The following is a 26,282-nucleotide window of genomic DNA, read 5'->3' as shown; positions in this document are numbered from 1 at the left end:
AATGATTGTTCTCGTCACCGGTGGAGCAGGGTATATTGGCAGTCACACATGTGTCTCTTTATTAAACCGTGGTATGGATGTCATTATTCTTGATGACTTCTCCAACAGTAATCAAGAAGTCGTGCAGCGGATTGAGCATATGACGAAGAAAGAGGTAAAGTACTATTCGATTGATTTAAAGGAAAAAGACGCAGTTCATTCTGTCTTTGCTGATAATGAAATCGAAGCAGTGATTCATTTTGCCGGGTATAAAGCAGTTGGAGAATCGGTTGTTAATCCACTTTCCTATTATGATAATAATCTCATTTCCACGATTTACTTATTGCAAGTAATGAAACAGTTTAACGTAAAAAAACTGGTGTTTAGCTCTTCAGCGACTGTTTATGGTAGACCAAAACAGGTACCGATTGCGGAGAATGCTCATCTATCGGCAACTAATCCATATGGCAGAACAAAACTAATAATCGAAGATATGTTGAGAGATATTTTTGCATCCGATAATGAGTGGGCGATTACATGCTTACGTTATTTTAATCCAATCGGTGCCCATCCAAGTGGAAATTTAGGTGAAGATCCACGGGGTATCCCTAATAATCTCATGCCTTATATTACCCAAGTAGCTATTGGTAAACGGCCGGTATTACAAATATTCGGCGATGGCTTTTCTACTAAAGATGGTACAGGAGTAAGAGATTATATCCATGTAATGGATTTAGCTGAGGGACATATCTGTGCACTAGAACAATTAAAAAAGGAGACCGGTTTTAATTTTTATAATTTAGGTACAGGGAAAGGCTATAGTGTTTTAGAAATTGTCCAAACTTTTGAGAGAGTAAATCATGTGAATATACCGTATATCATTACGGATGCCCGTATGGGTGATATCCCTATTAGTTATGCTGATCCAACAGCTGCAGCGACGGGGTTAGGCTGGAAGGCTCAAAGAGGATTAGAGGAAATGTGTATAGACGCCTGGCGGTGGCAGAAAAATAACCCCGCTGGTTATAGTGATAAGAAAAATCCGCACTTAATGCAAAGTGGGGATTTTTCTTTTTCTTAATAAGATGTCGGATGACGTATAAGAAGAGGAAGGAAATGAAAAGATTATTTGATTTTATTTGCGCATGTATACTGCTACTTTTATTTGCACCTGTAATGGCAATTATATCTACCGTTTTACTTATCAACGGATCGTCCATTTTTTTCAAACAAGAAAGACCTGGACTTAATGGATCATCCTTTCGCTTATATAAATTTTGTACAATGACTAATGAAACAAATGAGCAAGGTCATCTGTTACCAGATGAGAAAAGATTGACCAAAATCGGTAGCAAGTTAAGAAAATATAGTTTGGATGAATTACCACAACTTCTTAATGTCTTAAAAGGTGAAATGAGTTTGGTTGGACCTCGTCCGTTACTAATAGCGTATTTACCATTATATTCACCAGAACAAGCAAGAAGACATTGTGTCAAGCCTGGAATCACAGGCTGGGCACAAGTAAATGGCCGGAATGCGATTAGTTGGGAAGAAAAGTTAAAAATGGATGTATGGTATGTCGATCATCAACATTTTTTACTAGATTTAAAAATTCTTTTTCTTACGATTAGTAAGGTCATCCGTTCAGAAGGAATTAATCAGCCAGGTGCTGCCACAACTGAAATGTTTAAGGGAAACCAAATAAAAATGAAAGAGTGACATAAATGGATATTGCATTAATTGGTTATGGCGGGCATAGCAAAGTAATCTTTGACATTATTACAATGCAAAAAAATAATGTGGTTGGTATTTTTGATGATAAGCATCGCTCATTAAAAATGAAAGGGAATGTGTTTTTAGCACCGATTGATTATATACATGATGTCCTAAAAATCAACCCTAATATTAGGTTGGTTATCTCTATAGGCAATAATAAAATCCGCAAGCAAATGTTCGAAAGGCTAGCTTTACCAATAGAATACTATACCACTTGTATCCATCCTTCTGCTTGTATTAGTCCGAGCGCAATGATTGGTAAAGGAACCGTCATCATGCCACAGACGGTAATTAATGCGGATGCGGTAATTGGTCATCATACAATCATTAATACAGGAGCAGTGATTGAACATGATAATGAAATTGGTGATTATGTGCATATCTCTCCGCGTTCAACTTTAACTGGATCAGTAAAAGTTGAAGAGGGGGTGCATCTCGGTTCTGCTTCTGTTGTCATTCCACAAGTAACATTAGGGAAATGGTCTGTCATAGGGGCAGGCTCGACAGTGATTCACTCAATACCAGAGCGAGTGATGGCAGTGGGATTACCCGCACAAGCAAAGAAAATATTGAAATGGAGTGATGACATTGGCTGAGCGTATTTATTTATCGCCTCCCCATTTGACTGGTGAAGAAATTCATTATGTACAATCCGCATTTACGGATAATTGGGTGGCACCCGTCGGTCCTCATATCGATTTGTTTGAACAAGAAATGTCAACACTTGTGAATGTGCAATCTTGCTTAGCGGTGAACTCGGGTACTGCTGCCATCCACCTCTCATTATTAGCACTTGGTATTAGCTCTCTAGACACCGTTTTTTGTTCTACATTTACATTTGTAGCTACGGCTAATCCTATACTTTATATTGGGGCAAAACCGGTATTCATTGATTCAGAACCCGAAACTTGGAATATGTCTCCTGATGCGTTAGAAAGAGCTCTAAAGGAAGCGAATGCAAATGGAAATTTACCAAAAGCGGTGATTGTCGTTCATTTATATGGGCAACCTGCCAAAATGGATGAATTGCTAAAAGTTTGTCAACGTTATGGTGTGTCCTTAATTGAAGATGCTGCTGAATCGCTCGGCTCTACTTACAAGGAGAAGCCAACCGGCACAATCGGCAGTTATGGTATTTACTCATTTAATGGTAATAAAATCATTACTACTTCTGGAGGGGGGATGCTCGTCTCCAATCATAAAGAAGGTGTGGAATATGCTTCGTTTTTAGCCACACAGGCAAAAGATACAGCACTACATTACCAGCATAGCCAAATCGGGTTTAATTATCGTATGAGTAATATCGCTGCCGGTATTGGTAGAGCCCAATTGACCTATCTGGAAAACAGAATAAATGCACGTAGGAAAATTTTTCAGCGGTATGAAGAAGGGCTTAAAGGATTAGAAGGCATTTCATTTTTACCTGAGCTTCCGGGAACCTATTCCAATAGATGGCTAACTACTATATTGATTGATAGTGAGACAATAGGTGTAACCGTCGAGGAGCTAATTTTCGCTCTTAGAAATGAGAATATAGAGGCTCGTCCAGTATGGAAACCATTACATCTACAACCGTTATTTCAAGGTTATAGTTTTTATCCACATGATGTGGAGCACGAATCTATCTCGGAAATGATATTCGAAAAAGGAATTTGTTTACCTTCAGGATCTGATTTAACAATTGAGCAACAAAACAGAGTAATTCAATGTATTCAAACGACCATTACCTCAAGTCTTCATCTGCATCCTTATTTATTAGGATAGGAGGCAGATAATGATAGGAAAAAATATTGCCAAACTACGTAAACAAAAAGGATTAACATTAACAGAACTAGCCGAACGAGCGGGCGTAGCGAAGTCATATCTTAGTAATATTGAAAGGGAGGTCCATCAAAATCCTTCTATTCAAGTCATTGAAAAAATTATTTTCGTACTCGGTGTTGAAATAGAAGAAGTCATCAGAGGCGTTTATATCACGGAGCAAAATAGACAATGGCAAATACTTATTAAGGAAATGCGAGAGTTAGGCATTGAAAAAGATCAGATGGAGACAGTTAAACAAAGAATTTATGAAGTAAAGAATAAATAACTCAGTTTTAAGAAAAGGAAGAGAGCGCTGGAATGATGGAGAAGATACCAAGAATTATTCATTATTGTTGGTTTGGTGGCGGGGAAAAGCCAGAGTTAATGAAACAGTGTATAAGGTCCTGGGAAGAACATCTCCCTCATTATGAGCTAAAGCAATGGGATGAAAGCAATGTAGATGTAACATGTAATGCTTATGTACACGAAGCGTATCAAGCGAAAAAATATGCTTTTGTGAGTGATTATTTCAGAATGTTTGCTTTGTATACAGAAGGTGGAGTTTATCTTGATACAGATGTCGAGGTTTATCAATCTTTTGATCGTTTCCTTCACTATCCATCCTTTTGGGGATTTGAAGAAGGCAATTATATTGCAACAAGTACGATTGGTGCCAGTAAGGGGCATCCGCTTATCCAGTATTTTTTAGATTCCTATCAATCTAATCATTTTATCAATGATGACGGGACTTTTAACGAATGGACAAATGTTGCCGCCATAACAGAAGAAATGAAGAAAAAAGGGGTTATATGTAACGGACAAAAGCAAGTGATAGAAGATTTGGGGGTAATATTTGAGCAAGCTATTTTCTCCCCATATGATTATATTAATTGCCGCGACCTGCAATCAGACGACACGGTGACGAAGCATCATTTTTATCAAAGTTGGTTGCCTCCTCATGTGTTAGTTAAACGAATGGTGAAAAGGAATATAGTCAAATTGATTGGCGGAGAAAAATTAGCTAGTTTACGTAAGAAGTTTTCGGGAGTGAGGTCATGAGCCGAATATTCATTGCTACATATGATATGGAAATTGGCGGGGTAGAAAGAAGTTTATTACAATTATTGAAACAACTTAACTACGAAAAGTATGAGGTGGATCTATTATTATATCGTCATCAAGGCGATTTTTTTCACTTGCTGCCTAAACAAGTGCATTTGTTGCAAGAGTTTTCAAGTATGGCTACTTTTCGTCAGTCCATTATTGAAACAATCCAAAAGAAACATATGCTATTGGCTTCTGTAAGACTATTAGCCAAATGGCAAACACAATGGAAAAGCCTGCACGCACGTGATGAAGAGTGGGGTTACTATCAGATGCAGCAAATCGGTAAATATTCATCACCCTTCCTTCCTACAATGGATAAAACTTACGATGTGGCTATTAGTTATTTATGGCCCCACCATTTTGTAGCCTATAAAGTAAAGGCTAAAAAGAAGATTGCTTGGATTCATACTGACTTTTCCTCTCTCCATATTGATACGAATGAGGATGAAAAAGTTTGGCGGTTATTTGATCATATTATCGCAGTTTCTGATGCTTGTAGAGAAGCATTTCTTACCGTTTATCCACAGTTAGCCAATAAGGTGATGGTGATGGAAAATCTGATATCGCCGACCTTTATACAAGAATTGTCTGAGGAAATGGTCGAGAATCCTATTCTCTTAGATCATCGTTTTACCATTGTAACAGTTGCTAGACTATCAAAAGCAAAAGGAATAGATATTGCCATACAGGCGATGAAAATAGTAAAAGAAAAAGGTTATCACAACATTGTCTGGTATGTGATTGGCTTTGGTGGAGATGAAAAAGAACTGACACAACTCATTCAAGCTTGTCATTTAGAAAGTCAGTTTATATTACTTGGTAAAAAGGTCAACCCTTATCCATTTATGAAGGCATGTGACCTCTATGTTCAACCCTCTCGTTATGAAGGGAAGGCCGTTACAGTAAGTGAAGCGCAAATACTAGCAAAGCCAGTACTACTTATGAATTATCCTACAGCAAAAAGCCAAATTCGTGTTGGAGTGGATGGTTATATCGCTGGCAACAATCCAGAAGAATTAGCTTCAAGCATTATTCAGCTATATGAACATCCCGAGGAAAGGGAGAGGTTGAGCAGGAATTGTCAACGAACGAATTTTAGTAATGAAGCCGAGCTTGAAAAATTACATGCCATCTGTGAATAAAAAAGGGGGATAGGGCCATTGGAACAACCGAAAGTAAGTGTCGTCATCCCCGTTTATAACGCAGCCGATTATTTGGAAGAATGTATTCAATCTTTACTTACGCAAAGTTTACAACAATGTGAATTTATCTTCGTCAATGATGGGTCTAGTGACCACAGTCAACAACTCATTGAAGCTTATCAAGAAAAAGATCATCGCATTAAACTTTTGAATCAAGAAAACCACGGGGTCAGCTATGCGAGGAATAAGGGGATTGAAATAGCTAAAGGTGAATATATCGGATTTATAGATGCTGATGATACAATAACAGAAAATACTTATCAGCACGTATATCAGCTTGCTAATCAATTCGATAGTGAGGTCGTTATTTTTCACTTAGTTGAAGAGGTCAATGGCATTCAAAGAGTGATTAGCTATCCCTTTCCAATGCGGGTAAAATTACATAAAAAGGACATTCATGAGTTTATCATTCCACACATGTTACAAAAAGAAGATTTTAATAGTGTGTGTAACAAGTTATATAGAAGAGAAACATTGAATAAGCTTCGGCTGCAATTTCCGATAAACGAGGTGCTTGGGGAAGATGGACAATTTAATTGGTCCTTTTTTTTATGTGCGAATTCAGCGATTTATAGCGATCTCCCTGGTTATTATTATCGTGAAGTAGCAGGCAGTGCGACAAGAAATCTCCAAGAAAAAGATTACTTTTCTCATGCGTTACGCTCTTATCAGCGTAGTATACCAGATCAGATTGAAATGAGTAGCCATCAAATCAAGACATTAAAGGCTATGAAGCTGCTTCAACAAGTGTTAGCTTATATTCACATCTATATTTTACCTACAAATGAATTAAGTAAAAAAGAAAGAAGGCAATATGTACAAACAATGATTCATCATCCAGTTGTTCAAGAAGCTTTACGACTCTACCCGTTAGAAAAGGTAAGAATGCTCGGCAGATATGACCGCTTCTTAATGAAGTGTATAAAGCATCAATCGCTTCTTGGTTTATATAGTGCAACGGCATATAGTAGGTGGCGAAATAGAAAAAAAGGGGAGGTTCATTCATGAAAATATTGATGTTTGCCCATGGAGGAAGTGAGAATCGCGGTTGTGAGGCGATTGTACGATCAACGTCAACTATGCTCAAAGAAAAAGTGGAAGATGTGGTTGTTTTTCTTTCATCTTATCATCCTGAAACAGATCAACATATACAACAGCTAGATGGAATCTTTGATGGTTCAGAAACAATTATAAGAAAATATTCAACAGATTGGTGGAGAGCTGCGATTCGGAATAAACTTTTTCAAGACGAAACATACGCCTTGCAAAAAGCGCAACAAAAAACGATTGATCAAATTGATGTGGCTGACATTTGTCTTTCAATAGGCGGAGATAATTACTGTTATGGTGAACAACCCGGTTGGTATGAAGTGGATAAAATGGTCAAAAAGAAAGGGAAAAAATTAGTATTATGGGGGTGTTCGATCGGAGAGGAAGATATGTCGGCAAGAAAGCTAGCAGACCTCAAAATATTTGATTTAATTTTGGCTCGAGAGACATATACGTACCAAATGTTAAAAAAGAGAGGCATTCATCATGTGTCACTTTGTGGTGATCCTGCATTTACACTAGAGAAAGAAGAAGTAGACCTGCCCTTTGGTTGGAAAGATGGGGATACGATTGGCTTAAATATCAGTCCACTTTTAGTTAGCAAGAATCAAGGTAGTAAACAAGCTGTATCTCATTTAATAGAATATATTTTAGAAAATACCGAATCTGTCATCGCGCTCACACCACATGTCATGCAAAAGGGGAATAATGATTATGATTTATTACAAGAATACTATCAAAAATATAAAAGTTCACGAAGAGTCATATTGCTACCAGCGCATTTAAACGCATTACAGTATAAAGGGTATATTGCAAAAATGCGTTTTTTTATTGGCGCAAGAACACATGCAACGATTGCAGCCTATTCCAGTTTTGTCCCGACCCTCGTTTTAGGCTATAGTGTGAAGTCAAGAGGTATCGCCTATGACTTATTCAATAGTGAAAGATTTGTAGTTTCGATTGAGGAAGTGTCAAATAGTAATAAACTGATTCAATATTTTGGTGAAATGGTAGAACAAGAAGCCCAGATTAAAGAACAATTGCTAAAAGTCATCCCCATTATACAAAACCGTTCGTATGAAGCCGTGCATTCTTTAAAGGAATTGCTAGGATAATGAAAAAACAACTATTATTTATTATCCCTAGTTTAGCAGCAGGTGGAGGAGAAAAAAGCTTGATCAATCTTCTATCACAAATCGATTATGACCAGTATGAGGTGGATGTTTTTCTTTTTGCCAAAAAAGGTGTATTTCTATCGTTTCTACCTCCTCAAGTGTCTGTGCTAAATCACTCCGTAGATTTTGAACATTTCTCTTTACCAGTCCATTCAGCTATATGGGCTCTAGCCAAGAGGCGCAGGTGGAAGCTCGTGTATAACCGTCTATTATACTTTTTAGCTAATAGAAGAATGGGAAATACAGCTCAGAAAGAACAGTATGCCTGGAAATATTTAAAACAAGCATGTCCACAACTAGTCAAAACGTACGATGCAGCGATCGGATTTTTAGAGAAATCTTCAACATATTTTTGTGTGGAGAAAGTAAATGCGAAACAGAAAATTGGGTGGGTACATATTGATTACAATGAAATGGGCATGGATGCAACATACGATCATACTTATTTTAAAGAAATGTCAACTATTGTCACAGTCTCTCATGAATGTGCGCGGGTGTTTATCGAACAGTTTCCTTCATTGAAATATAAAGTAAAGGTGATTCATAACATTGTGTCACCAACAATCATTTACGAAATGTCACGTCAGAACATACCGTTACAAAAGCAAATGTTAACGTTACTAACCATTGGCCGTTTACATCCGCAAAAAGGTCTAGATATGGCAATTGAGGCTTGTAGCCGTTTAGTACGAAAAGGAATGAAACTGAAATGGTACATTATTGGCGAGGGGCAAGAAAGAATCAAATTGGAAAGATTGATTAGAATTCATCAACTAGAGGAACACTTCATCTTGCTTGGACAACAAGCGAACCCCTATCCTTGGCTCGATGTAGCTGACATTTATGTACAGCCTTCAAGGTTTGAAGGTAAGGCAATTGCTATAGACGAGGCAAAAATAATGCACAAACCGATTGTCGTAACAAACTATACGACAGCAAAAGATCAAATTATAGATAGAGTAACGGGACTTATCGTAGATTTAAGCGTGGATGGGATTGAAAAGGGGATTAGCTTATTAATGAAAGATGATGCTTTAAGAGAACAGTTAACAGTCAATTTAAGTGGGCACTCTTATGGAACAGAATCTGAAATAGACAAGTTTTATCAAATCGTATAAAGGAGTAAAAGCATGAAAACTAAACTACTCTTTGTGATGAATAACCTCCAATGTGGCGGTGCAGAAAAGGCGCTTATCTCATTATTACATGCCATTGACTATAAAAAATATGAGGTGGACTTGCTATTATTTAAAAAGGAAGGCGTATTTTTGAATATCGTACCAAATGAAGTAACCATTTTAAATGAACAAGAGGAATTTCATTACTTTGATGGCAGAGTCATCGAAAATGTGTTAAAAGCTATTTCATCTCGAAAGTTTAATCTCGCCATTTCTCGTATAAAAGCAGCACGTATTTTTAGAACGGAAAAAAATGGAGCTGTTTGTGAACAAAAAGTGTGGAAATATATATCCCCATGCTTATCTAATGTAAAAAAAGAATATGATGTCGCCATAGGATTCTTAGAAAAGAATCCTATTTATTTTTGTCTAGAAAAAGTAAAAGCGAAGCGAAAAATAGGGTTTATCCATAATGATTATAAACAAATGGGCATGGATAGAACGTTGGACCTTCCATACTTTCAGCAGTTGGACGGTATTATGACAGTGTCAGAGTCCTGTGCCGAAGTATTGCGTCAACAATTTCCAGAATATCAACAGAAGATAAAAGTCATACAAAATATCTTATCTAAATCGACTATTCACACGTTAGCTATGAATGAGATGCCTTTACCATTTCAGGGATTGAAGCTTTTATCTATCGGACGATTACATCGACAAAAAGGTTTTGACTTAGCTTTAGAGACAGCTGCGTTACTGAAGAAAAAAGGCGTACCATTTAAATGGCTCATCTTAGGAGAAGGTAGCGAAAGGGAGAATTTAATCCAGTTATCTACAAAGTATCAATTAGAAGAAGAAGTGCAATTTATCGGAATAAAGGAGAATCCTTATCCATATATTCGGTGGGCAGATATATATATTCAGCCTTCGCGCTTTGAAGGAAAGTCAGTTGCTGTTGAAGAAGCCAAAATATTGTATAAGCCAGTGATTATCACAAACTATAGCACAGCAGGCGATCAAATTATTCATGGACAGACGGGGTTAATCGCAAATATGACAGCAGAATCACTTGCAGAAACGATTCTACAATTATTTGCAGATGAATCTTTACAGCATCAGTTAATGGATGGACTAGGGAAAGAGAAACTTGGAACAGAAGACGAAATCAAGCGTTTTTACCAATATATAAAAGTAGGGTAGGCGAATCTTTAATGATTATATGGCTGTTAGCCTTTTTCATACTGATTTTGGTTGGAGCAATCGGTTTGGATTTATTTCTTATATTCAAAACTTGGTTTTCGCGGATTCATTTTGGCAAATATGAAAATGAACACGATTGGGAGAAACCTATCATCACTACAGTGGCTCGTTGGTTAAAGCGAACACCGAAAGTACCTTTAACCGACCAAAGGCGTTGGGTGGCTTTAGATATCATCAAAGGTCAATATACAAGAGGCGAGATTCAATATTGGCAAGAGGCAGCTTTGTTATTGGCATTACCATCACCCCAGTTTATTTCAGAAGTCGATCGTTTTATCAATAAGAAAATCACTTCCTCTGGTGAATGGAAAACATGTCCACAACAGATAGATGGTGCAATCTTAGCTTATGCAATCCTTAAAAATAATCGGCTAAATGGTAAGTGTTATCAGCAAGCAATGGATGAGATGTGGCAAGTGATTCAAGCACATATTGGGAAGGATGGAACCGTCATGTATAGAAAGTCGATGGTAGACTATCGGTACGTCGATACGATTGGTTTTATTTGTCCTTTTCTGATTACTTACGGTGTGAAAAATAATAAGCCGGAGTGCATTGACCTTGCAATTCATCAAATAGAATCCTTCTTTACTCATGGGATGAGTAGTCAGATAGCAGTACCCGCTCATGCTTATCATATAAAATCAAAGGTGGGGACTGGACTATATGGATGGGGACGAGGGATGGCATGGTTAGCACTAGGCGTGATTGATTCGTGGAAGGAATTACCGAATCATCATCCTTATAAACATGAATTAGAGTTTAGGATAACACAATTGGCAAAAGTCATTTTGAGTCTACAGCAAGACTCTGGTTCCTGGAATTGGTTAATGACTAGAAAAGAAGCGAGAGCAGACTCTTCGACAACGGCGACATTAGGATATTTCTTAGCTCATGCTGCTTATATCGATGAGATTGCGGAACAGTGTTGCCAAGGTAGAGATAAAGCTATTCATTATTTGATGAAGGTAACAAGAAGGACGGGAGCGATTGATTTCTCACAAGGAGATACAAAAGATATTGGCGTTTATTCCCAATTGTTTGATATCCTTCCGTTTACGCAAGGGATGTCGCTAAAATTATTGGCAGAGAAAAGAAGATATCAGGAAGCAAAAAAAGATAGACAAGCTGTGAGCTAATGGGTGTGAACAAAGAAAAGTGAGAAGGGGACAAAATGAGATCACGCTACTCTCTAATTAATATAACAGCAGGTTTAACCAATCAGTTGATTATCACCATGTTAAGCTTCTTATCAAGAACGATTTTTATCCAAACATTAGGTGTAGAATATTTAGGTATTAATGGTTTGTTTACGAATCTTTTAGCGATGCTTACACTCGCTGAAGCAGGTCTAGGTGCTAGCATTATGTACAGTTTATATAAGCCTGTTGCGGACAATGATTATATGAAAATCCGCATTCTTATGAAATTTTATCGTCAAGCGTATATGGTTATTGCAGCAATTGTCTTCGTACTCGGTTTATTGCTTTTTCCGTTCCTTAATTTTTTTGTAAAAGGGGCGAATATTGAAGATGTAGAACTCATTTACTTTATCTTTTTGCTTAATACAGTTGCTCCTTATTTTTATATTCATAAAAATTCATTTCTGAATGTCGCACAGCGTGGTTATATTGTTACAGCCGTTTACACGGTTTCATCGATAGTAACGGCTGTAATGAAAATAGCTATTTTATCTTATACTCACAATTATTTACTTTATTTAATAATTGATAGTGTTATTACAATTGCCAATTCCATTATCCTTGCTGTGATGGTCAATCGAATGTACCCATATTTGCGCGAGAAGGTGGAGGGTAAATTAGATGAAATAACAAAGGGACAAATCACTACCAACGTGAAGGCGATTGTCATTCAAAACATAGGGAATTATTTATTATTCGGGACAGAGCATCTTCTGATTGCATCCTTTGTTAGCTTAGTGGCTGTTGGGATTTATTCGAATTATAAAATGGTCATTGATATTGCTCGTACGTTTATTAACCAGGTATTTAGTAATGTGTATCATAGTGTTGGCAATCTCGTGGCTAATGAATCAATGGTGAAGATCATAGCGATTTATAAATGTTATCGTTTAGTGAATTTTTGGCTGTATTCTTCGTTAACCATTGTATTGGCATTTACATTGGAGCCGTTTATAAGAATCTGGTTAGGAAGCGACTTCTTGTTTTATCAAGAAGCGTTACTCGTCATTCTATTATTGACGTTCTATGAACGTGGCATGCGAAATTCTATATCGGCAATAAAAACTACAGCGGGTTTATTTCGAGAAGATCAATATGCACCGCTATTACAAGCAGGAATCAGCTTAATATTTGCACTTGTCCTTGTACAATTTCTAGGGATTACAGGCATATTTTTAGGGCATTTCCTTAGTGCGCTTTTCGTTCCGTTTTGGTTTACCCCGTATGTGGTCTATAAAAAATTGTTTAAGCTACCAGTAAGACAATATTTTACTTCATATTTGTCTCTTATGTTCATAGGAATGGTAGCTTATTTATTAACGAAAGTCATTCTTATGCCGTTTTCTCCTGTCAGTTTTTCTACTTTTCTTATTTACTTATTTGTCAGTTTAGTGCTACCTAATTTATTATATATAATCGTATTTTACCGAACGGACGAATTCCAATATATTTTAAAAATGGTTTTGACTATACTAAGACGCTTGCAAGCGAAGCGAAGAGATAGAATGCTCTCTTCTTAGCACTAATATTTTAGGTGATTCTTGTCTAGTCCTGGACGTGATATTGGCTTTTTTAAATAGTAGTATTCTGGTAAGTGTGAACTTGATAGGATCCATTCTCATGTTCTTTACCAGTGGTAAAACCGGCACCATCGGTAAATATATTTCTGGCGAGAATGGATTCTGCCTGCGTACTAAAGTCATTGGTGATGGCGCCTTTACCCATAAAAATATTATTATAAATTCTAAAGTTTTGTGTTCTTCCCCATGCCTTCATTGTTGACATAGTAAATTCGTTTTCATAAATAGCTAAACTGCTACCAGCACTTAAGATAATACCTAGGGGCGAAGTAAAACGGTTATACCTCACAACATCCAACGCCATTGCATCCCAGCCATCTTCCCAATCAATGTCACAGCCTGGTGTTCGTCCTTTATTATTAACAAATGTGTTTCCTTCAATTAACCACTCTTGACCACCACACATCGCAAGACCTGTGCTGGTGTTTTCTTCAAAATGACAGTTTTTAATTTTACATTGTCTTGGCATGCCAATGGTACGAAGGAAAGCGACTGCGCCGTTAAAGTCGGTATCGCCATCTGCAGGGGGGGCTTCTTGATAAATGACAATTTTGACCCATTTTGCCGCTTGTGGCTTATCATAATTGTAAAATTGTAGATTATAAGTTTGGGAAGAAATGAATAGGTGATTTTCATCGTAAAAGTATATAGAATACAGTCTGGACCGTAAATAACGGAACCCTTGATAACCTTGAGTGTAACCTAACAAATAATAACTACCCAGTCCTGAAACATTTAAATAGGTAGATGAACGAAAACGATGGCTGTTTATTTCCGTGCGTGAGTTACCTTGATCATCTATATCTCCTGGTTCAAAATGTGACCAGCTAACAACCGTATCACTTTTCACTTCTCCAAGCTCACGGTTATGAATTGTTCCAGTGATGAAATTGAATCCTGGTGATTGATTAAACGTACAAGATTCAAATGAAATATTTTTACAATCATCTATGAGCACACTCAAGCACCCTTCTGTAGACTCTCCAACAGTTGTGTCATTTTTTTCGCCATAAATATGGGTATTTATGAGTTGGGTATTTTCAAGATTAGTAAAGTAGAACATTCTGTAACCTGTTGTTGTTTTTTCACTTGCTTCAATTTGAATCTTACTATCACTGAAATCAATGATGATATTAGTCGGAGGAAACAATGTTCTAACAGTTGGATTAACTAAATAATGGCCGTAGGGGAAAATGACTTTTTTATATGGGCCTAGTAAGGCATCATCAAATGCTGCTTGAATCCCGTTAGTAGTTGCGAGAGCGTTTGTTCCATCTAAATGTATATCATATTGTTCTGCATCCACATGCAAAATGTCGGCTTCATCAATCGGTTGCTCTGCTCGTTCAGATACAGTCAAAGTATAGCTTGCAGATATTGTTTTACTACTATCATAAGCAGTAATGGTCGTTGTACCGCTCGAAAGTGCTTCAACCACCCCATATTGTACTGTGGCGATTTGAATATTTCCACTTTCCCAGAAGACGATATTATCATTTAGCACATCAAAAGGTAATCCTTCTGATAAAGCAGTCGCCATCAATACAGTCGCTTCACCAACAACCATCGTTTCCTTCTTTTTATTAATCACGATCTCGGTGACCGTCCGATTAGATGGGGGGAGAGAGGGAGATAATTGCACATCTATAGGAATAGTTGTCGTAAAGCTCTGTTCTTCATAGGCTGCCATTACATTTACGGATGTCTGCCCTGCGGTTAATGCCTTTATACGGCCTCTGTTATCTACTTCTACTATTTGTTCATTATTACTTTGAAAATCAAGGGTGAGGTCTGAAGTGTATTGACTTGGAATGGCTTCAATAAATAACTTTTGGCTTTCACCAATTGCTAAAGAGATGGTTTGTGGTAACGCAGAAATGCCAATTAATTGTTCTGTTTGCTGATAATAGTCATAATTGTTTTTTACTTCCTCATCCGTTAATGCCCGATTATAAATAGCAAAAGCCACAATGGTTTCAGGTGCTTGATTATGTGCGACAAAGTCCTTTCTTAATTGAAGTGGTGATTGAATAAGCGCATTTACGGTACTAGCAAAATCAGTAGGTACAGGTCTTGGATCATTCTCATTGATTGCATCATTGATAAAGAGACTGGCTGTTTGATCGGTATTAAATCTGAGTGTAAAGAGATTAATCGCATGTGAATCAATAGGATTTAGCCAATCTTGATAACTTTTCTTTTGTCCTTGTTCATCTTTAAACCAATATGAATTAATGGCTCTTGTGTTTTGCTGTCCTGTTGTAGTCAAATACGGAATAAATACATCTGAGCGTGCAGCTGTGAATTTCCCATCTACTGTTTTCCAGTGCGATCCATTTGTGTTGAAGCTGGCCATTTGGATGGTTAATCCATTTTCAAAAGAAATGAGTTGATTCAGTGGGGAGGCATTTGTCGGTATTTCTACATAATCCTCGCGATTGACTAATAAGCCTTGATCTGTCACATAACCATCGCTCACTCCATCATGTGAAAGACCTATTAAGGAAGCAACGACCCCATGAATCGTATCACTAATAGAATTATTCGTTTCTCCAGAACGGTTGGTAAAGTCATAATGAAGAATAATACCCTCAGTTTGAATGCCAATTTTTTGATACAAGGCAGATTGTAGCGTACTCTTGTTTCCAGCATTATCTATTGCGTAAGCCTGTACGGTTGTGGTCTCAGTAATTATAAAAGGACCTGAATAAACCGGGCTGGTTGAAGTGGGTTCGTCTCCATTTAAAGTATAATAGATCGCCGCTGGTTCACTTGAAGTAATAGTAATTTCGTGTGATTGTGAAAAAAAGCCACTAGGTGTCACCGTTAAAGTAGGTGGTGTTTCGTCTAATTCTAAGGTAGTAACGGTAATGCTAACCCCTGAAGAGGTTTGACCTGCTTCGTTTTTTGCTTGTACGGTAAAAGTATAAAAGGTGGATGGGGACAAGTTTGCTAAAGTGACAGAAGGATTGACGACATTCTCTCTAAATTGGTCATTTTGAGAAATGTCATAAGAGGTAATTCCATCATGATAAAGAGGTGGGTCCCATTGTAACGTAACGGTAGTAGCAGTTACTTGATGAATGATTAAGTTTTCTACATTTCTTGGAGATGATTCAGGCTCAGGTTTGAGTTCGTCATTATTTAACCAAGAACTTACATAACATCTAAAAGGGACAGATGATTGCACAGAGAGCGTGTTAAACGGAGCAAAGTTTCCCTCGAATGTTTCATTTGCCTTAACGGTAATCGTGATATTGTGAATGTTAAATGACAACGAAGTGGTTGGATGTAAATTTGTTATTTTTAAACGGATCATCGCGGTATCGTAATTCTTAATCGTTGGTGCATTATTCTCAAAATAATCTTTGATAATAAAAATCACTTTTTCTCGCCTCCTTTTCTAGATAGGTTATCTTATGCGCGTACTGTCGCTTTTTTACTATATATTTATGTTTAATAGTACTTTAGATGAGAAAATCAGTGTCAACCATTATGAAAGTAATTAAATATAGTTCGTTTAACCTAATTTTTATTGACGTCTAGTGGTGAATCATGGTAAATTGATTATGATAGTTCGTTATATAGAATATAAATGTTCTTTTTAGGAATAAGGAGTGGTTACTTGAAGGATATTGTCTATTTTTTAAAACAAGTTTACCAATACGCTGGCTGGAGACTATTCGCTAGCTTAATAGCAGTTACAATTGTCAGTCTATTAGATGGATTAGCTATCCTTTTACTAATCCCATTGATTCATTTTACCGGAATGGTCGATTTCGGCTTAGAAAACTCCTTTTTATCCTCTTTTTCCTTATTCGAACATGTACCATCTAGTGTAGTACTGCCGTTGATCTTACTGATTTTTGTTGTCATTGTAGCTGTTCATCATCTTATTGAAAAAGCTGTGATGATAAAGCATACGCGCATACAAATGGGTTTTTTGACACATTTACGGATGAGTATCTATCAGGACATATTGTTGAGTAATTGGTCTTTTTTCCTGAAAAAGAGCAGTTCCGATTTAATCCATACAGTGCTAACCGAGATTGCTAAAACAAGTGGTGGTACGAGGTCTATTTTACAATTATGTACGAATCTGATTTTCGCTTTCGTGCAAATTGGCATGGCGTTTATTCTGTCTCCGTATATTACAAGCTTTGTCCTTTTGCTTGGCATGGTGGCCATTTATATGAACAGGAAATATTTGAAGCTGACACAAGCTTTTGGTAAACAAAATTATACGTTAGGTAAAAAATTCCTAGCCGGAATAACAGACCAATTAGGGGGAATCAAGGAAATTAAATCTAACCATTTAGAAGAAGCACAACTACGCTGGGCTGGTGAAATGACGGCTCAAATGCAAGAAGAACAAGTGAATTATATGAATACGAGATTACGTTCACAGTTGAATTATAAAATTTCATTAGCTGTATTCATCGCGGTCTTTGTTTATCTATCTATTCAATTATTTCAAGCTCAATCAGCAACACTATTACTCATTGTTGTTATATTTTCTCGCCTTTGGCCGAGAGTTGCAGGTATTCAATCCTCTTTAGAACAAATAACAACAGCTATCCCATCTTTTAAAGCGGTAAAATTATTACAAAGTGAATGTAAACAAGCCCGCGAGGAACTTATTTCATCAGATGAAAAACTCAAATTAGAGAACAGTATTACTTATCAACAGGTGTCTTTTCGCTACGTTAAAGAGAAATATGCCTTAAAGGATATTAATGTAACGATCCCATCAAAAAAGATGACAGCAATTGTCGGCAAATCAGGTGCGGGTAAAAGTACATTCGTGGATTTACTGATGGGCTTAAATCAACCACAGGAAGGCGCATTGTATATTGATGGACATAAGATTAGCAATCAGTCGCTTGCCCTTTTAAGACAGAGCATTGGTTATGTCTCTCAAGAGCCTTTCTTATTTAACGGTACGATTAGAGAAAACTTGCTACTCCTTCGCCCGAATGCGACAGATCAAGAACTATGGCAAGCATTGACCTTTGCTTCAGCAGCTGATTTTGTGAAAAAATTACCTGAATCTTTAGACACTTACATTGGCGATCGAGGAATAAAGTTATCTGGTGGTGAGAAACAAAGGCTTGTTTTAGCAAGAGTGATTTTAAAAGATCCTTTAATTCTTATTCTTGATGAAGCAACGAGTAGTTTAGATACCGAAAATGAAAAGAACATTCAAGAGAGTATTGAACAATTAAAAGGAAAAATGACAATCATAGTAATTGCTCACCGCCTCTCCACCATTAGAGATGCCGATCAAGTAATCGTGTTAGATGAAGGTAAAGTTGTTCAAGTCGGAGAATTTGTTCAATTATCTAAAGCTAAGAACCAGTTATTTAGTCAACTATTACAGAGGCAGGTGGAGGCAATGTAAATATTACCTTTTCCTAAAGAAAAAATAGAAAGGATTCGTGATTTTATGAAAAAGCCGTGGGGAGAAGTAAAACTGGAAGTACTAGATGTAAAAATGACCATGAAAGGTGGAGGACATGGGGGAGGAAAGGATCCCCAGGATCCTGCTGATCCAGAGCCGGAAACAGATATCTACAGTTGAGGAAATGTCCTTATGTACTTTTGTACATAAGGATTTTTTACTAGAAAAGAGATTAAGTTGTTTATATCAGGGCGCTCTGCGTTTTTTATTTAGGTGGTGAGTATATGTTTAAAAAAGTAACTAGTCAGAAGGAACAAGAGGCTTTTGCTACTACATGGGAATATTTTTGTGAGAGGAATGGTTGGCATAAAGACCCTTATGCACAAACAGGCGAGAGGTATCAACTATTGTTATCTAAAAAGGACCCGACCATTATCGGTACGATTGAATTTATTCCTTATCATGAAGAAGCGCAAGTAGAAAGGTATTTTCGCTTTTCTAAAATCCCATCTATTTTTCAACAACAGGAACGGGTTTGGGAGATAGATAAACTTTGCTTACATAAAGATTATCATAGACAAGGGTATTTCTTTCATTTTTTTGAAATCATTTATGATCATGCCCTTCTTCATCAGCCGAAATATTATATAGCTATATTAGAAAAAAAGTTATATCGACTTTTAAAAATGTCTGTTGGTCGACGAATAATACGGGTCGATAAACAAACTGTCAGATCAGAAGCATCACTTATTCCAGTTGTAATACAGATAGAACAAATAATGAAGGATGATACAATCTTACAGTCACTTCTCTTGCGTAGAAATAAATTATTATTGTGGAAATATTTCTTCAGAACAGGATTAAACCGATTGAAAAATAAAGCTGTGCGTATTCTTAGGGGGTAAATCATTGGTACTTTGGAGATACGGAAAACAGGTTAGTTGGATGCTCATGACGATTGGTTATATGGTTTTCATTTGGCTTCAATCTGAATATTTTAACCCCCAATTAATTGAAATATATGCTTATAGACTTGATTTTCCTATATTAGTAATTCTCGGCACTGTTTTTGAATTATTGCATCTTATCGAGTTTGGCATTTTATTTATTTTCCTTATCTTTACCTTTAAGGCCAATCCGAATGGGGAGTTTACAAAAGAGAAAATGATTGTTTGTTTCATTTTGTCCTTACTTTATAGTCTGATTGATGAAATTCATCAATTATATGTTCCTTATCGTTCTTTCTCTTTTGTTGATATTTTTAAGAACTTTATCGGTATTTTCATTATTTATTATATTGTTAAGAAAAGGTATAAGTGGTGAATTGTAGTGTCCATTTCTTCTCTTCAATTAAAGCTTTTTTATTCCGTTTATTTTGTTACAATTGTCTATTTACAGGCGAATACACAAACAGAATACTTCGATGGGAATAGCATATAGGTAGTTGAATATGAAACGTATATAAAATAAATAGATAAAAAGTTTATTAGTATCTATAAGGGAGAGAGGGAATTTGAGATATGTGAGAATCATCGAGGAAATCAATCAATTGAGGCAATGGTTAAGTAATATGTATGAACAAGGCCTATTCGATGGTGAAGAGGTAGAAGAGAGGCTCACATATCTTTTTCAATTGCTGTTTCCGGATAGAATAGGTGAATTTTTACAGGAAATTCATGAGATTCCTGATGAGTCTCTTAGACTCTTGGCTGAGATTTTACAAGATCCCATATTAGTTCCAATCTTGAGAGAAGTAAGTGAAGGAGCAGCTGGTGAAATAAATATGCCTCATGCTTGTAGTCAAAGATGTAATTGTCGGATGTGTAGATGGTGCAGAAGAGGGGTAACGGGTGCAACAGGAGTAACTGGACCAACGGGTATGACAGGTGCAATAGGCTTAACCGGAAGTACGGGAATCACTGGTCTAACGGGGGCCACCGGAGTTACAGGTATAACAGGGGCGGATGGTTTAACTGGAGCGACAGGAATCACCGGCCCTACCGGAGCGATAGGGTTAACCGGGGCGACTGGAATAACTGGTTCCATAGGAACCACCGGCCCTAATGGTGTGACAGGAGTAACGGGAATGACTGGAGCTACAGGAATCACAGGCCAAATCGGTCTTACAGGGAGTACCGGAGCCACTGGCAACACCGGAGTAGCAGGAATAATGGGTTTAACAGGAGCAACAGGTTCAATCGGTTTGACGGGAGTAACAGGATCGACCGGGATCACCGGTTCAATGGGCTTAACAGGAACAACAGGAATAACGGGAACTACGGGTTCAACAGGAGTAACAGGGGTCACGGGTCCAACAGGCTTGGCGGGAATAACCGGAGTGACAGGTTCAATCGGTTCGACGGGTCTAACGGGAGCCGCAGGTTCAACGGGTGCAACAGGAATCACCGGAGCAATTGGCTTGACGGGGCCTACGGGTTCAACAGGAGTGACAGGTATCACAGGAAGTACTGGACCGACTGGAATCATTGGAACTACTGGTTCAACTGGTAACACAGGAAATACAGGTCTAACGGGTCTAACTGGCTTAACGGGCTTAACAGGTGCAACTGGAATTACGGGGTCAATCGGTTTGACAGGAGTAACGGGTTTAACAGGATCTACAGGAGTCACCGGTTCAACCGGCTTGACGGGAGTAAAAGGTCTAACAGGGGCGGCCGGAATCACAGGTCCAACTGGTACAACAGGATTAACAGGTATAACGGGACCAACCGGCTTGACCGGAATAACTGGTCTAACCGGTGTAAACGGTTTGACTGGGACTACAGGAACCACTGGGCTAACAGGAGCGACGGGGATCACAGGCCCAACTGGCTTGACGGGAGTCACCGGTTTAACAGGAACCACAGGATTAACAGGGTCAACCGGAATCACTGGTGCAATAGGTTTAACCGGAGTAACAGGTCTAACAGGGACGACCGGAAACACGGGTTCAACAGGAGTGACTGGCATTACGGGAAGTACAGGTTCAACTGGTGTGACTGGCATTATAGGTCTAACGGGTCCAACTGGCTCAACAGGGTCAACTGGAATTACCGGTCTAACGGGTATCACCGGTTTAACAGGCTTGACAGGAATCACAGGGAATACCGGAGTAACGGGTAGTACTGGAACGACGGGAACTACAGGTCTAACGGGAATAACAGGAATTACTGGAGCAATAGGTTTAACCGGAGTCACAGGTCTAACAGGGACGACCGGAAACACGGGTTCAACTGGCGCAACGGGCGTAATAGGTCTAACAGGATCGACCGGAATCACCGGATCAACAGGGATTACAGGTGTAACTGGCTCAACGGGCTTAACAGGAATTACGGGGTCAATCGGCTTGACTGGAGTAACCGGTTTAACAGGAATAACCGGTTTAACAGGAGCCACGGGAGTCACTGGTAGTACTGGATCAACAGGAGTCACAGGAACAACGGGTTCAACCGGCGCAACGGGAGTAATAGGGCTCACAGGATCGACTGGAATTACCGGATTAACAGGTCCAACTGGCTTGACGGGAGTAACCGGTCTAACAGGAACAACAGGAACCACCGGCTTGACAGGAGCTGCAGGTCTAACTGGAGCCACGGGGGTCACGGGTTCAACAGGAATTACGGGGTCAATCGGCTCGACAGGATTAACGGGTTTAACTGGACCAACAGGAATCACAGGAACAACTGGTTTGACAGGAGCTACGGGTTCACCAGGAGTAACAGGAATCACCGGTTCATCCGGCACGACGGGTCTAACAGGGGGAACTGGAGTAACAGGTTCCACCGGCTCAACGGGAGTAATGGGGCTTACAGGATCGACCGGTTTAACAGGAATCACGGGATCAACGGGTCCAACCGGTGTCACAGGAACCACAGGAAATACTGGGTCAGTCGGCTTGACGGGAGTAACTGGTTTAACTGGATCAACAGGAGTCACGGGAACAACCGGTCTATCGGGAATCACCGGTCCAACCGGAGCAACGGGTATAACAGGATCGACAGGCATCACGGGTTTAATTGGAGCCACGGGTCCAACAGGAGCGACAGGAATAACAGGATCAGCAGGTTTGACAGGTTTAACAGGGTCAACAGGAACAACAGGAATTACGGGGTCAATCGGCTCGACAGGATTAACGGGTTTAACTGGACCAACAGGAATCACAGGAACAACTGGTTTGACAGGAGCTACGGGTTCACCAGGTGTAACAGGAATTACCGGTTCATCCGGCACGACGGGTCTAACAGGGGTAACTGGAGTAACGGGTTCCACCGGCTCAACGGGAGTAATGGGGCTTACAGGATCGACCGGAATTACCGGATCAACAGGATCGACCGGTTTAACAGGAAACACGGGATCAACGGGTCCAACTGGCTTGACAGGAGCTACAGGTCTAACTGGAGCCACGGGTTCAACAGGACCGACCGGTATCACGGGAACAACGGGTTCAACCGGTGTCGCAGGAACCACAGGAAATACTGGGTCAGTCGGCTTGACGGGAGTAACTGGTTTAACTGGATCAACAGGAGTCACAGGAACAACCGGTCTATCGGGAATCACCGGTCCAACCGGAGCAACGGGTATAACAGGATCGACCGGCATCACGGGTTTAATTGGAGCCACGGGTTCAACAGGAGTGACCGGTATCACCGGAAGTACTGGTGCAACGGGCATAACAGGAACAACAGGTATTACGGGGTCAATCGGCTTGACTGGAGCACCAGGTCCAACAGGAGCGACAGGAATAACAGGATCAGCAGGTTTAACAGGGTCAACAGGAATCACAGGAACAACCGGCTTGACAGGAGCTGCAGGTCTAACTGGAGCCACGGGGGTCACGGGTTCAACAGGAGCAACAGGAATTACGGGGTCAATCGGCTCGACAGGATTAACGGGTTTAACTGGACCAACAGGAGTCACAGGAACAACCGGTTTGACAGGAGCGACCGGAATCACCGGAGCAATAGGTTTAACAGGAGTAACAGGTCTAACAGGGACGACCGGAAATACGGGTTCAACCGGTGTCACAGGAACCACAGGGCTAACGGGAATCACAGGTCCAACTGGCTCAACGGGCATAACAGGAACAACAGGAATTACTGGGTCAGTCGGCTCGACAGGATTAACGGGTTTAACTGGATCAACCGGTTTAACAGGAGCTACTGGTTTAATTGGAGCCACGGGTTCAACAGGAGTGACCGGTATCACCGGAAGTACTGGAGCAACGGGCATAACAGGAACAACAGGAATTACGGGTTCAATCGGCTTGACAGGAGTAACTGGTTTAACTGGATCAACAGGTCCAACAGGAATCACAGGAACAACGGGTCCAACAGGCTTGAGTGGATCAACTGGCCTAACAGGGGTAACCGGTTTGACTGGGGCGACAGGAACTACTGGGCTAACAGGAGTGACGGGGATCACAGGCCCATCCGGCTTGACGGGAGTCACCGGTTTAACAGGCCCTACCGGCTTGATTGGAGCTACAGGTCTAACGGGAGCCACAGGGGTCACGGGTTCAACAGGGGTGACCGGTCTAACGGGAAGTACCGGAGTAACGGGTGTTACTGGAGCGACAGGAATCACGGGGACTGCAGGCCCAACCGGTCTAACGGGAGTAACAGGAATCACAGGTGCAATCGGTTTGACGGGATCAACCGGCTTAACGGGAGTAACAGGACCTACGGGTCTAACGGGAGTCACGGGTTCAACAGGGGTGACCGGCATCACTGGAAGTACTGGACCAACGGGAATCACGGGCCCAACCGGTACAACTGGTTTAACAGGGCTAACGGGAATAACAGGTCTAACAGGGTCGACAGGAATCACCGGTAGTACTGGATTGACGGGAATCACCGGTTCAACAGGCTCAATCGGCCCAACGGGAGTCACAGGTCTGACTGGGCTAACAGGTCCAACAGGAGCCACGGGGCTAACAGGATCTACCGGAATCACGGGTCCAACAGGTCCAACCGGAGCGACAGGAATCACAGGTGTAACTGGTCCATCGGGCATTTCAGTACCTATTGTCGGATTTTCAGCTAGAACAAACTTAAGTGGGATTAGTACTTCGCAACAAATTGCTAATTGGAATATTGCTTCGCCAAGCTATAGTAGTGCAAGTTTTAATGCTACTACAGGTACTTTTACAGTACCGAATACAGGGAGATATTCTATTAAGGCAACAATTAATTATCAAACAACTACCACTATTTCTATAGCTATCGGTGCAGGAGTTAGTCCGACTTTTAGTGTTAGAAGAATATCTACTTCAACAGATTTAATTACTGGTGTATTTCCAATTCTAGATGTGAATATTATTTTATTATTGAGTCTGAGAACTATATTAGGTGCTGGAACAGTTACTCTTTCAGGTGATATGACTTTAAATGCGGGCGATACAGTGGGTTTATTCTATAATGCAAATGGGCTTACCATTAGCTTGAATTTGGGATCAGGGGCTTTACCCATTGTTTGGTCCATCCACCAAATTGGATAAAAAGAGCAATGTGGGAATTATTATCCTCACATTGCTTATTTGATGTAATTCTCTTTGAAAAAAAGCTCGTTATGATTGACTCTTGAATCATTGGGTCGGTACTCTTTTGCTTTACAGTGATGGAAATATGATTGATTTTCATTACCATTTTGCCAGTAACAATAACATAGTTGAATATGTGGGTACCAGGTAGTATAAGATTCATCTTTAAAATTAAAATGAGTCGGTTCCTCGAGCGTAGTTGCTAATTGATACCAAAAAATGGCTTTATTAAAGTCATTTTTTTCTTTATAAATATCACCAATTTTACAAGCGGCTTCGGGTCTAGGTGTATCAAACTTCATGGTTAAAATGAGTGCCTCAAGCTCACTTTCTTCTATATTTAAATGTTTATAACATTCAGCTATAGATAAGCATGCCCTAATTTCATCCTCGACCCATCCCTTTTTACTTTGTAAAAATTGTGCATAATAGGCAATTGCATTTTCGAATCTAGCATGGTCTTTTAGTTCATTTGCAAAATAAAACAAATCCCTTGGTGAAAACTCCTCACCCTTTTCTAACCTTTTCTCGTATATTTTAATATTGCGGTCACTTTGTTCATGATGTGTTTGTTTCCTACTTTTATTATGCTTAATGGCAATATCTGACTCAATAATATGGCCCCCGACTTCCAAATATTCATGGACAGGACCATGCCACTTGAAATGTCGGTCTCTTTTAACTAACCGATGTCTACGAGAACTAAAGGTTGGTTTATTTTCCTCATCAAAGGCTAAATGGTAGAGCATTGCGACAGCATCTACGTCAAAAGATAACGCTCCTTTTAAGTCTTTCATTTTTTGTCTGTCATCTGGTAAAAGTATATCGTCTGCATCTAACCAAAGAATATAATCTTGTGTGGCTTGCTCAAAAGCATAATTCCTTGCTGCGGCAAAATCATCTGTCCATTTATAGTGAAAAAGATGTTCAGTAAATCCTTTAGCAATTTTCTCTGTTTCATCTGTTGAGCCCGTGTCTACAATTATAATTTCATCACATAAATCAGACACACTTTTTAAGCATTCAGCAAGTACTTCCTCTTCATTTCTTACAATCATACAAAGGCTAATTGTTATCATCCCGTTCACCAC

Annotated in this window: 20 protein-coding genes; 18 read left to right on the top strand and 2 right to left on the bottom strand. The window is 39.3% G+C overall.

Annotated elements, in window-relative coordinates:
* Position 1: 1 nt before the first annotated feature.
* The 13 genes from galE to LG276_RS18665 are packed head-to-tail and all read left to right on the top strand — an operon-like array spanning position 2 to position 13,192.
* A complete protein-coding gene (gene galE / locus LG276_RS18725) occupies positions 2-1,060 on the top strand; it encodes a UDP-glucose 4-epimerase GalE (RefSeq protein ID WP_251163338.1) in 1,059 nt (352 codons plus the stop codon).
* A gap of 35 nt (positions 1,061-1,095) precedes the next feature.
* On the top strand, positions 1,096-1,698 hold the full coding sequence (locus LG276_RS18720) for a sugar transferase (protein ID WP_251163339.1): 603 nt from the start codon (positions 1,096-1,098) through the stop codon (positions 1,696-1,698).
* 5 nt (positions 1,699-1,703) lie between these two features.
* Complete coding sequence (locus LG276_RS18715) at positions 1,704-2,351, top strand: acetyltransferase (protein ID WP_251163340.1); 648 nt, start codon at positions 1,704-1,706, stop codon at positions 2,349-2,351.
* Positions 2,338-3,519, top strand: coding sequence for a DegT/DnrJ/EryC1/StrS aminotransferase family protein (locus LG276_RS18710; RefSeq protein WP_281203079.1), 1,182 nt, complete (start codon positions 2,338-2,340; stop codon positions 3,517-3,519). Before LG276_RS18715 ends, LG276_RS18710 begins: the two co-directional genes overlap by 14 nt.
* A 10-nt stretch (positions 3,520-3,529) precedes the next feature.
* Entirely contained in the window at positions 3,530-3,844 is a 315-nt protein-coding gene (locus LG276_RS18705; protein ID WP_095372106.1) for a helix-turn-helix domain-containing protein, read from the top strand.
* Between the two features lie 35 nt (positions 3,845-3,879).
* Positions 3,880-4,617 (top strand): glycosyltransferase family 32 protein, encoded by a 738-nt coding sequence (locus LG276_RS18700; protein WP_251163366.1) that lies wholly within the window; start codon positions 3,880-3,882, stop codon positions 4,615-4,617.
* Positions 4,614-5,807 carry a glycosyltransferase gene (locus LG276_RS18695; RefSeq protein ID WP_251163342.1) on the top strand — a complete coding sequence of 398 codons (1,194 nt, stop codon included), beginning with the start codon at positions 4,614-4,616 and terminating at the stop codon, positions 5,805-5,807. The genes LG276_RS18700 and LG276_RS18695 overlap by 4 nt, the downstream gene beginning before the upstream one ends.
* Before the next feature lie 18 nt (positions 5,808-5,825).
* Positions 5,826-6,875 (top strand): glycosyltransferase family 2 protein, encoded by a 1,050-nt coding sequence (locus LG276_RS18690; RefSeq protein ID WP_251163343.1) that lies wholly within the window; start codon positions 5,826-5,828, stop codon positions 6,873-6,875.
* The gene (locus tag LG276_RS18685) at positions 6,872-8,032 is read left to right on the top strand and encodes a polysaccharide pyruvyl transferase family protein (protein WP_251163344.1); all 1,161 of its coding nucleotides are present in this window, start codon (positions 6,872-6,874) and stop codon (positions 8,030-8,032) included. Before LG276_RS18690 ends, LG276_RS18685 begins: the two co-directional genes overlap by 4 nt.
* Positions 8,032-9,210, top strand: coding sequence for a glycosyltransferase (locus tag LG276_RS18680; protein ID WP_251163345.1), 1,179 nt, complete (start codon positions 8,032-8,034; stop codon positions 9,208-9,210). The genes LG276_RS18685 and LG276_RS18680 overlap by 1 nt, the downstream gene beginning before the upstream one ends.
* A 12-nt stretch (positions 9,211-9,222) precedes the next feature.
* Positions 9,223-10,410: a glycosyltransferase gene (locus LG276_RS18675; RefSeq protein WP_251163346.1), complete on the top strand. Its 1,188-nt coding sequence runs from the start codon at positions 9,223-9,225 to the stop codon at positions 10,408-10,410.
* Positions 10,411-10,421: 11 nt separating this feature from the next.
* Complete coding sequence (locus LG276_RS18670) at positions 10,422-11,609, top strand: glycoside hydrolase family 88 protein (protein ID WP_251163347.1); 1,188 nt, start codon at positions 10,422-10,424, stop codon at positions 11,607-11,609.
* Positions 11,610-11,644: 35 nt separating this feature from the next.
* A complete protein-coding gene (locus LG276_RS18665; protein ID WP_251163348.1) occupies positions 11,645-13,192 on the top strand; it encodes a lipopolysaccharide biosynthesis protein in 1,548 nt (515 codons plus the stop codon).
* A gap of 52 nt (positions 13,193-13,244) precedes the next feature.
* Here LG276_RS18665 and LG276_RS18660 read toward each other — a convergent pair whose 3' ends face one another.
* Entirely contained in the window at positions 13,245-16,637 is a 3,393-nt protein-coding gene (locus tag LG276_RS18660; protein ID WP_251163349.1) for a chitobiase/beta-hexosaminidase C-terminal domain-containing protein, read from the bottom strand.
* Positions 16,638-16,877: 240 nt separating this feature from the next.
* Here LG276_RS18660 and LG276_RS18655 point away from each other — a divergent pair, with 240 nt between their 5' ends.
* From LG276_RS18655 to LG276_RS18635, 5 genes are all read left to right on the top strand, one after another.
* Positions 16,878-18,653, top strand: coding sequence for an ABC transporter ATP-binding protein (locus LG276_RS18655; RefSeq protein WP_251163350.1), 1,776 nt, complete (start codon positions 16,878-16,880; stop codon positions 18,651-18,653).
* A gap of 45 nt (positions 18,654-18,698) precedes the next feature.
* A complete protein-coding gene (locus tag LG276_RS18650; protein WP_224937939.1) occupies positions 18,699-18,833 on the top strand; it encodes a paeninodin family lasso peptide in 135 nt (44 codons plus the stop codon).
* Positions 18,834-18,937: 104 nt separating this feature from the next.
* On the top strand, positions 18,938-19,558 hold the full coding sequence (locus tag LG276_RS18645; RefSeq protein ID WP_251163351.1) for a hypothetical protein: 621 nt from the start codon (positions 18,938-18,940) through the stop codon (positions 19,556-19,558).
* A gap of 4 nt (positions 19,559-19,562) precedes the next feature.
* Complete coding sequence (locus LG276_RS18640; protein WP_224937937.1) at positions 19,563-19,976, top strand: VanZ family protein; 414 nt, start codon at positions 19,563-19,565, stop codon at positions 19,974-19,976.
* Between the two features lie 199 nt (positions 19,977-20,175).
* Positions 20,176-25,149: a beta strand repeat-containing protein gene (locus tag LG276_RS18635; protein ID WP_404409917.1), complete on the top strand. Its 4,974-nt coding sequence runs from the start codon at positions 20,176-20,178 to the stop codon at positions 25,147-25,149.
* A gap of 35 nt (positions 25,150-25,184) precedes the next feature.
* Here LG276_RS18635 and LG276_RS18630 read toward each other — a convergent pair whose 3' ends face one another.
* Entirely contained in the window at positions 25,185-26,270 is a 1,086-nt protein-coding gene (locus LG276_RS18630; RefSeq protein ID WP_251163352.1) for a glycosyltransferase family 2 protein, read from the bottom strand.
* Positions 26,271-26,282: the final 12 nt, after the last annotated feature.

The organism is Cytobacillus kochii, assembly GCF_044790165.1.
Classification (GTDB): Bacteria; Bacillota; Bacilli; order Bacillales; family Cytobacillaceae; genus Cytobacillus; species Cytobacillus kochii.
Note: the sequence above shows the minus strand (reverse complement) of the source record. Positions and strands in the feature narration are given on the sequence as shown.